A 9,489-nucleotide genomic window follows, 5' to 3' on the forward strand; every position below is an offset into this window, starting at 1 on the left:
ATTATGAAATATTATATATATACGATTTTTCTGCTTCTGTTGGCGGCATCCTGTAGCGATGACGTACAGAAATGGGATAATTGGCCGGAATGGAAACTTGCCTCTCCTCTTTCCGTAGGGGGGAATGTGTTGGATGAAGAAATTTACTCCAATTTTCAGGGGAAGAAGCTTCATTTGGAAAAGGGACAGGAAATCGAATTTTCGGGAACCGACGGTATAGAATCAATCCTCTCACCGGATTACTTTGAATACTTGTCCGAAAATAAAGCTCGTTTTAAAGGAGAGACAGGCGATTATAGTGTGCTTTATGATCCCGTTAATGAACTTCTGTATGTAGAAAAAGCCGGTGCAACTTATCCGGAAGGATTATGGTTCTGTGGTGCTAACTGGGGGCATCCTCAAGCGGGAGTGGTTACTACAAGTGGCTGGAGTATGGACGGAGCCAACAATGTGCTTTATTGTTATAAAAGTGCTGACAACGTTTTTCAGCTCACTGTATATCTGGCTAATAACTTCTCATTCAAGTTCTTCAAACATAGAGGTTGGGGAGAAGGTGATAATGAGATTACCACTTTACTGGAAGACAATATAACACTTACCACCCCATTCCTGGTTGCAGGAAAGAGTGGGGGAGATTTTATTCCTGGACCGCTGTTTCAACCCGGAGTATATCTTATTACGCTTGATTTGAATAATAATACTTGTGCTTTTGAAGCAAAAGATGAAAATATTCAGGAGCAAACCTTCCTTGTTAACGGACATGAAATGGGTATATTAGAGGAGGCTTCGTCTTACCTGGGTATTGCTTTGGAACTTCATGAAGGCGATGAAGTGACTTTCGGCAATTTCGGTGATGTGAGAAAGATGCTTCAACCGGATTTCTTTGAAGATATAACAAAGGATAAAGCCACATTTATAGGGGCGGACGGAAACTATAAACTGTTTTACGATCCGGTAAACAAACTGATATATTTAGAAAATCGTTCAGTAAACTACCCGGATGGTTTATGGGTTTGCGGTTCTAATTTCGGACATCCTCAAGCCGGACGGGTGACTGTTGCCACATGGACCTTCAATTTGCCGAGTGATGCATTCCAGTGCGTGAAGATATCGGATAATGTTTTTGAAACAACTCTTTATCTGGTTAAAGATTTCCAGTTTAAATTCTATAAACAACGTCCGTGGGGAGGTGAACTGGCTAGCACCACTGTTAATCCTTATCCTATAAATCTATTAGGTAAAGGCTGGTTTTATAGTGATCCGGCAACGGGTGGTACTGGTGGCGGACATTTTACCGGTGATTTTGTAGCCGGACCGGATTTCACGCCGGGAGTATACCGTGTCCGGATAGATCTGAATAAGAATATATGTATGTTTATTGATAAGGTAGACGAAGGGCAGCTTGGAGAAGAATTTTATAAAATAAATGGTACAGAGCTGACTCAATCTAATGATCCCAATTATATCGGTGTAGAGTTGAATCTCACGAAAGGGCAGACTGTCGATTTTGAAGGTTTTAGTTATCTGGATTATATGCTTCAACCGGAATACTTTACGAATGAAAACGGCCAATACAAGTTTAATGCTCCGGATGGCAAGTATAAGATCTCCTATAATAAGAATAGGGAACTTATATATGTAGAGAAAACGACTGGTGCGGAATTCCCCGAAACTGTATGGATCACTGGGGCTACCTTCGGGCATCCTAGAATCAGCGGACTTCTTGCTGATGATATTGGAAATTGGGGATGGGAAAACCCGAAAGATTTTATCTGTTGTGTGAAGACCGGGGATCGTATTTTTGAAACCAATCTATTTTTAAACAATGACTTTATGTTCAGATTCTATAAGAAAAAAGGTTGGAATAATGAAATTACTTCGTTTGACGTGACTATTGTGTCTGAAGGTGATTTAATAGCCCGGGGCGGTTATTGGAACGGAGATCAATGGCAGGAAACAGAAAACTTCGGACCGGGAGCTAATTTCAGAGCCGGTATATATCATGTCAAGCTGGATATGAATACAAATACCTGCACGTTTACAAAGAAATACTAGTTTTGAGTATTATATTAGTATAGCATACCATAAAGAGGCCGGTTTTATACAAAACACGACCTCTTTATATAAATGGCTATGTGGTTTTCTCTTTTAGAAATGTCTTATTATATAGATTCTAAAAATAATATCCATGAAGAAATCTTTATTGGTTTTAGCTTTATTGTTTTCATTGGCAACCTTTTCCCAGTCTCCGGTCGATAAGTCTTTTCCTCCGGAAGAGTTGTTTGCTTTGGGTTCTTATTATTACCCCGAGCAATGGGATTCCTCCCAATGGGAACGTGATCTGAAGAAAATGTCGGAGATGGGGATCAAGTTCACCCATTTTGCGGAGTTCGCTTGGGCCATGATGGAGCCGGAAGAAGGAAAGTATGATTTTGAGTGGCTGGATCGTGCAGTCTCTTTGGCGGAGAAATATGGTTTGAAAGTAATCATGTGTACGCCTACTCCTACACCTCCTGCCTGGCTGTCGAAAAAGTACCCCGATATATTGATTCAGCGGGATAATGGAGTTTCCATTCAGCACGGACGGCGTCAGCATGCTTCCTGGAGTAGCGACCGTTACCGTCGTTATGTAGAAAACATTGTTTCCCGTCTGGCAATGCGTTATGGCAATCATCCTGCTGTTATCGGCTGGCAGATTGACAATGAGCCGGGACACTACGGAGTAGTGGATTACAGTGAAAATGCACAACTAAAATTCCGCGTCTGGCTACAAAAGAAATACGGAACTATCGACGAACTGAATGATACATGGGGAACCTCTTTCTGGAGTGAAACTTATCAGGACTTCGACCAAGTGCGTCTCCCTAGTCAGCAGGAAGTACCCGATAAGCCCAATCCTCATGCCATGCTCGACCTGAACCGTTTCATGGCAGACGAATTGGCGGGCTTTGTTAATATGCAGGCGGACATACTCCGGCAGCATATTAATAAAGACCAATGGATCACTACCAACCTGATTCCTGTTTTCAATCCGGTTGACCCGGTACGGATCGATCATACGGACTTCCTGACCTACACCCGCTATCTGGTGACCGGACATAATCAAGGAATAGGTAGCCAGGGCTTTCGAATGGGGATTCCCGAAGATCTTGGGTTTTCCAATGACCAGTTTCGTAACCGTGTAGGCAAAACATTCGGAGTGATGGAACTACAACCCGGTCAGGTGAACTGGGGAGTGTATAATCCACAACCCCTACCCGGCGCTGTGCGTATGTGGGTGTATCACGTTTTTGCAGGTGGTGGGAAGTTTGTGTGCAATTACCGTTTCCGTCAACCTCTGAAAGGCAGTGAGCAATATCATTACGGCATGATAATGACCGACGGGGTGACTCTTTCTCCAGGCGGTGAAGAATATGTACGTATCACGCAGGAGATGAAAAAGCTTCGTGCCGCCTACGATAAGAAAAACCGTATGCCCAAACAGCTGGCTTCCCGACGCATTGGACTGCTTTTCGATATGAACAACTATTGGGAAATGGAGTTCCAGCGTCAGACAGACCAGTGGTGGACGATGCCGCACATACATAAATATTACAACCTGTTGAAATCCTTTGCCGCTCCCGTCGATGTGATCTCGGAGAAGGAGGATTTTTCGGGTTATCCCTTCCTGATTGCGCCGGCTTATCAGTTGCTTGATAACAATTTGGTAGAACGTTGGACTGAATACGTAAAGGATGGAGGACATCTGATTCTGACCTGCCGTACCGGGCAGAAAGACCGTAATGCCAAACTGTGGGAGGCACCTTTGGCTGCTCCTATCCACCAACTGGTCGGAATAAACAGCTTGTACTATGACCATCTGCCTCACAATCTGTATGGAAAGGTCGATTTCGGGGGCATGGAATACGCCTGGAACAATTGGGCGGACGTACTAACCCCGTCTGTCGGAACAGATGTTTGGGCTGTGTATGCGGACCAGTTTTATAAGGGAGCTGCTTCCGTGATACACCGTAGATTGGGTAAAGGAACGGCCACCTATATCGGAACGGATACCGATGACGGGAAATTGGAGAAAGAAGTAGTACGTCGTGTATATAAGGAAGCCGGCGTATCGACTGAAGATTTACCATACGGAGTAGTGAAGGAATGGCGGGATGGTTTTTACATCGCTTTGAATTATACATCGGACATTCAGGAAATAGCCATTCCTGATGAGACGGAGATATTGATCGGCAGTGCACGCCTCGAACCTGCAGGAGTAGTGGTGTGGAAGGAACAGTCAGACGACAGGCATAAATAATCAAATAAACGGGAATTAAAAGAACAAGGAATCTTTTATATTAATCAATTGAAAATAGCATGAAAAATAAATGGTGTGTTAATGTTGTGTTTTTATTCTTTTTAGTGGGGATATGTGTATGCGCTTGTACACAGGATTCTAATTCTTCAAACAACAGTCGTTGGACGGAAGAGAAGATACAAGAATGGTATGACAATCAGCCTTGGCTGGTAGGTTGCAATTATATTCCGGTAACGGCAATCAATCAGATAGAAATGTGGAGTGCGGATACTTTCGATCCTGAACAGATTGAGAAAGAACTATCATGGGCGCATGAACTGGGCTTTAATACCTTACGCGTTTTCTTGAGCAGTGTCGTATGGCAAAATGATGCGGCAGGAATGAAGAAACGTATGGATGATTTTTTGAATATTTGCGGGCAATATTCAATCCGCCCTATGTTTGTGTTCTTTGATGATTGTTGGAATCCGGAGTCGGCTTATGGCAAGCAACCGGAACCGAAGACGGGTGTACATAATTCCGGCTGGGTGCAGGACCCTTCGTGTAGTTTGCGTAAAGACACACTGACGTTGTATCCTTTTCTGCAAGAGTATGTAAAAGATATTGTTCGAACCTATGCTAACGATGACCGGATATTGATGTGGGATTTGTATAATGAGCCGGGGAATAGTAAACACGAGGAAACTTCTTTGCCCTTATTGACGAATGTCTTTCGTTGGGTGCGCGATTGTAAACCGTCACAACCGATTACTGCCGGTGTATGGGACTATAATTCGCCCCGGAAGAATGTCCTGAATGCGTTTGTGTTGAATCATTCGGACATCATCTCTTATCATAATTACGATAATGAGGAACGGCATGGCGAATGTATCAAATTTCTGAAGATGCTTAACCGTCCGTTGATCTGTACCGAATATATGGCCCGTCGCAATGACAGCCGCTTTTGTAATGTTCTTCCTTTGATGAAAAAAGAAAAGGTAGGCGCCATCAATTGGGGATTTGTTGCAGGAAAGACAAATACTATTTTTGCCTGGGATGACGTTATTCCGTCGGGTGAAGAACCGGAATTATGGTTTCATGATATCTATCGTCCTACTGGAGTACCTTATCAGCAGGAAGAAGTCGATTGTATTCAATCCCTGACAGGAAAAAGATAGGATTACGTATTCTTTTTTATCTCTGTTTTTTAGTTTTCATATAGGTTGCTATACTATATTATTTTATTTTTGTATCGTTCTTCTATAATTTGATAACTACTATAATTAAAACCATGAAAAAACTGAAGATTTTATTATTCTTATGTATTGTCGCATGTACGCTTACGGTACAGGCGCAAAAACAATTTACTTTGAACTCTCCGGATGGAAAGCTTCAAACGACGATTACCGTAGGTGATAAGCTGACTTATGACATCCACTGTAACGGACGGCAGATCCTTGCTCCTTCTCCGATTTCGATGACATTGGATAACGGAGAAGTCTGGGGAGAGAAAGCAAAGTTGTCCGGCACTTCCGGGAAAAAAGTAGATCAGATGATTCCTTCTCCTTTCTATCGTGCCAGTGAATTGAGAGACCACTATAATGAACTGACTCTTCGGTTTAAAAAAGACTGGAATGTCGAGTTTCGTGCATACAATGATGGTATTGTTTACCGCTTTGTCAGCCGTGCGAAGAAACCTTTCAACGTGGTAGATGAAACAGTAGATTATCATTTCCCATCCGATATGGTAGCTTCTGTACCTTATGTAAAAACAGGAAAGGACGGTGATTATAACTCTCAATATTTCAATTCATTCGAAAATACTTATACTACCGATCCATTATCGAAGCTGAATAAAAAACGTTTGATGTTTTTGCCATTAGTCGTGGATGCCGGTGAAGGCGTTAAGGTTTGTATCACAGAATCCGATTTGGAGAATTATCCCGGCCTCTATTTGTCTGCTATTGAAGGAGAAAATCGGTTGACGGGACGTTTCGCTCCATACCCCAAGAAGATGATGCAGGGCGGACACAATCAACTTCAAATGTTGGTGAAAGAGCATGAAGCTTACATTGCCAAAGTAGATAAACCCCGGAATTTCCCGTGGCGCATGAGCATTGTTACCACTTCCGATAAGGATTTGGCAGCAAGCAACTTGAGCTATTTGTTGGCTGCCCCTTCCCGTCTGACGGATCTTTCATGGATCAAACCCGGCAAAGTAGCATGGGACTGGTGGAATGCCTGGAATTTGGATGGCGTTGATTTTGTGACCGGAGTAAATAATCCGACTTATAAAGCCTACATTGATTTTGCTTCTGCGAACGGTATTGAATATGTGATACTTGACGAAGGCTGGGCGGTAAATCTGCAAGCGGATTTGATGCAAGTGGTGAAAGAGATTAATCTGAAAGAATTGGTAGATTATGCAGCCTCCAAAAATGTGGGTATTATTCTTTGGGCCGGTTATTATGCTTTCGAACGTGATATGGAGAACGTTTGCCGTCATTATGCCGACATGGGAGTAAAAGGTTTTAAGGTCGATTTTATGGATCGTGACGATCAGCTTATGACTGCATTCAATTATCGGGCTGCCGAAATGTGTGCTAAATACAAACTGATCCTCGACTTGCACGGAACGCACAAACCGGCCGGTTTGAATCGTACTTACCCGAATGTATTGAACTTTGAAGGTGTCAATGGTCTGGAACAGATGAAATGGAGCCCGGCTTCGGTGGACCAGGTGAAGTATGACGTGATGATTCCTTTCACTCGTCAAGTATCCGGTCCGATGGACTACACTCAAGGGGCGATGCGCAATGCTTCGAAAGGTAACTATTATCCTTGCAATTCAGAACCGATGAGTCAGGGAACTCGTTGCCGCCAACTTGCTCTGTATGTTGTATTTGAATCTCCTTTCAATATGTTGTGTGATACGCCGAGCAACTATATGCGCGAACCGGAATCAACAGGATTTATTGCTGATGTTCCGACAGTGTGGGATGAAAGTATCGTGCTTGATGGTAAGATGGGAGAGTATATCGTAACAGCACGCCGGAGTGGAAATGTCTGGTATGTAGGTGGAATCACCGATTGGACGGCACGTGACATCGAAGTGGATTGCTCTTTCCTGGGTGGTAAGACGTATGACGCTACATTGTTTAAAGACGGAGCAAATGCTCACCGGATCGGGCGTGATTATAAATGTGAATCCATCCGGATAAAAAATGACAGTAAGTTGAAGATTCATTTGGCACCCGGAGGTGGGTTTGCTTTGAAGATTAAGTAAACAACCACTTTACACACTACATTGTCTATTAAATCTTGAAATAGATTTGATATATCTGCAATAGGTTGGATAAGGGTGCGTCCCCACCCTTATAAACGAAGAATAACCCTCGTTACAACTATCTGTAGCGAGGGCTATTACATTAAAAAGAGAGTTCTGGCACATTCCTGTCAGATTCTTATAAGCAAGTCGATTGGGAGGATCACCCTGTAATGACGATGATAGGCAGGGAGGTGTCAGGATAAAGCCGCAATACCTGTCCCTATCAAATTGGCATTATTCATGCTTTTGATATCAACCTCTACATCTTCCAAACCAAACAAACTGAAAAGCTCCCGTAATTTTTCCATGACAATGATGTTATAGTTCTTGTCTTTTCTGTTCTTGCTCCAAAAAAGACTGCCTTCGGCAACCAGGCAAATTTTTCGTATATTCTTGTTGTATGACTTCAACAACATGATAAGCCCTGTCAGTGAAGCTGCAACTAACTGTGCTGATCTACTATATATCCACTGTGCTACTTCTACATACACCTCCTTATAAATATCGGGATAATTCATAATAGAGGTGAGCTTTTGTGCATCAAACTTTTCTTCGAACTCCTCCAATGGGAAAGTTGTTTTTAGAATATCTCCTAGGTACATACCGGATACAGCTTTTTCGAAACGTTGTTTTCCCGGATTCCCGGAGATTCCATCCACTGTATTATCTACTGCAGTGAGAAACGGCGGATGAAAATTGCCGGATTCCAGATTGACGGGAATCAATCCATCTACTTTATGTGACGGATTTAATTTTTTAATTTTGTCAGCCGGAATAAAAGTTGCCATATTGGTGCCTGTTCCTACAATCAGACCTATATACGCATCGTAACTACTGTCGGTAAGTCCGGCAAATAAACTGGCAACAGTGTCATTGAGCACTTTTATGTTCGTAAACTTGATTTTATTTCTTTCATTCAGATAGTCGAGTAAAGGTTTTCCAACAACTTCTCCGATCATCTCTTTTATATCAACTCCTTTGGTCCAACGTAGCAGTTTGGCATCTCCACCTGGGATGGACTCTGTCGGATAAGAAAAACAATATCCAATAGGCATCTCTTTTTCCCGTTTTATTCCGGTTATCATATCTGCCATTTCTTTGAACAACTCCTCTCGGGTATAACCAGGAGTTTTCATAATCGACATGTCCTTTTTCCAACCATTGTTAGGATGAATGGTGGGAGGCATTTTGCTGAAGTCAACGATTGCTACCCGGTAATTCGTTCCTCCCAAGTCGAGTACTAATGATTTGCCATTGATACCACTTGCTTTCGGAGTGATGAAAGTGGGAATGCATTGTATCTCTGCATTTTCAGTGTTCAAACCTTCTTCTACTTTCGCTTTAAATGAGCGAGCAATCTCTTTGAGCTGCTCATTATCTAACTGAAAAATATTTTTCTCCATGATATTATTTTTATTGTATAGAATATGTTTATGTATGAATAACAACTGAAGAGGAATTTTGCTCGTTAGGTATACGGTATATGGATCCAATCGGATTCCTGGATTTATCTCTTTCTTTTTGCTCTTTTCCTTTTTGCTCTTTCTTAAAAAAATGCTGAATTCAGTTTACTTACGCACACTTTCTCCTGTCGCCTATTTTTGGTTCTTCGTCAAATTTGGTGGTACTTCTTCTATTGTGAATAAAGAATCTTGGCTCTCAGTAGTTTACTTCCTGCCCTATTGTACATCTGCCTTTTTAGCGCTTTAATTTTATTCACTGTCCCCTCCAGTAATCCATTACTGAAGGGGAGATCAATAGCTGCCTGTACTGCCTCCCAGTCTTTTTCAATACCATATGCAAAGTTCGTCAGTGCCATATTCCGTGTTGCCTTCGCTTTTTCAATCCACTTTCTAATATCCTTATCATAAGTGTTCCCATT

6 protein-coding genes are annotated in these 9,489 nt (G+C 42.3%); 4 read left to right on the top strand and 2 right to left on the bottom strand.

Annotated elements, in window-relative coordinates; all coding sequences use genetic code 11:
* The first annotated feature begins 3 nt into the window (after positions 1 to 3).
* From HMPREF0106_RS10585 to HMPREF0106_RS10570, 4 genes are all read left to right on the top strand, one after another.
* Entirely contained in the window at positions 4 to 2,055 is a 2,052-nt protein-coding gene (locus HMPREF0106_RS10585) for a SusF/SusE family outer membrane protein (protein WP_009040225.1), read from the top strand.
* A 133-nt stretch (positions 2,056 to 2,188) separates the two neighbouring features.
* Positions 2,189 to 4,300 carry a beta-galactosidase gene (locus HMPREF0106_RS10580; protein WP_009040226.1) on the top strand — a complete coding sequence of 704 codons (2,112 nt, stop codon included), beginning with the start codon at positions 2,189 to 2,191 and terminating at the stop codon, positions 4,298 to 4,300.
* A gap of 59 nt (positions 4,301 to 4,359) precedes the next feature.
* Positions 4,360 to 5,457: a cellulase family glycosylhydrolase gene (locus HMPREF0106_RS10575; RefSeq protein WP_009040227.1), complete on the top strand. Its 1,098-nt coding sequence runs from the start codon at positions 4,360 to 4,362 to the stop codon at positions 5,455 to 5,457.
* Between the two features lie 113 nt (positions 5,458 to 5,570).
* The gene (locus HMPREF0106_RS10570) at positions 5,571 to 7,565 is read left to right on the top strand and encodes a glycoside hydrolase family 97 protein (RefSeq protein ID WP_009040228.1); all 1,995 of its coding nucleotides are present in this window, start codon (positions 5,571 to 5,573) and stop codon (positions 7,563 to 7,565) included.
* 236 nt (positions 7,566 to 7,801) lie between these two features.
* On the opposite strand, the gene HMPREF0106_RS10565 is transcribed toward HMPREF0106_RS10570, so the two are convergent.
* Together HMPREF0106_RS10565 and HMPREF0106_RS10560 are read right to left on the bottom strand one after the other, a co-directional pair.
* On the bottom strand, positions 7,802 to 9,010 hold the full coding sequence (locus HMPREF0106_RS10565; protein ID WP_009040229.1) for a hexokinase: 1,209 nt from the start codon (positions 9,008 to 9,010) through the stop codon (positions 7,802 to 7,804).
* A 230-nt stretch (positions 9,011 to 9,240) separates the two neighbouring features.
* A partial coding sequence (locus tag HMPREF0106_RS10560) for an ISL3 family transposase (RefSeq protein WP_009040230.1) occupies positions 9,241 to 9,489 on the bottom strand: 249 nt, incomplete at its 5' end.

Source organism: Bacteroides sp. D22, assembly GCF_000163675.1.
GTDB classification, from domain to species: Bacteria; Bacteroidota; Bacteroidia; order Bacteroidales; family Bacteroidaceae; genus Bacteroides; species Bacteroides xylanisolvens.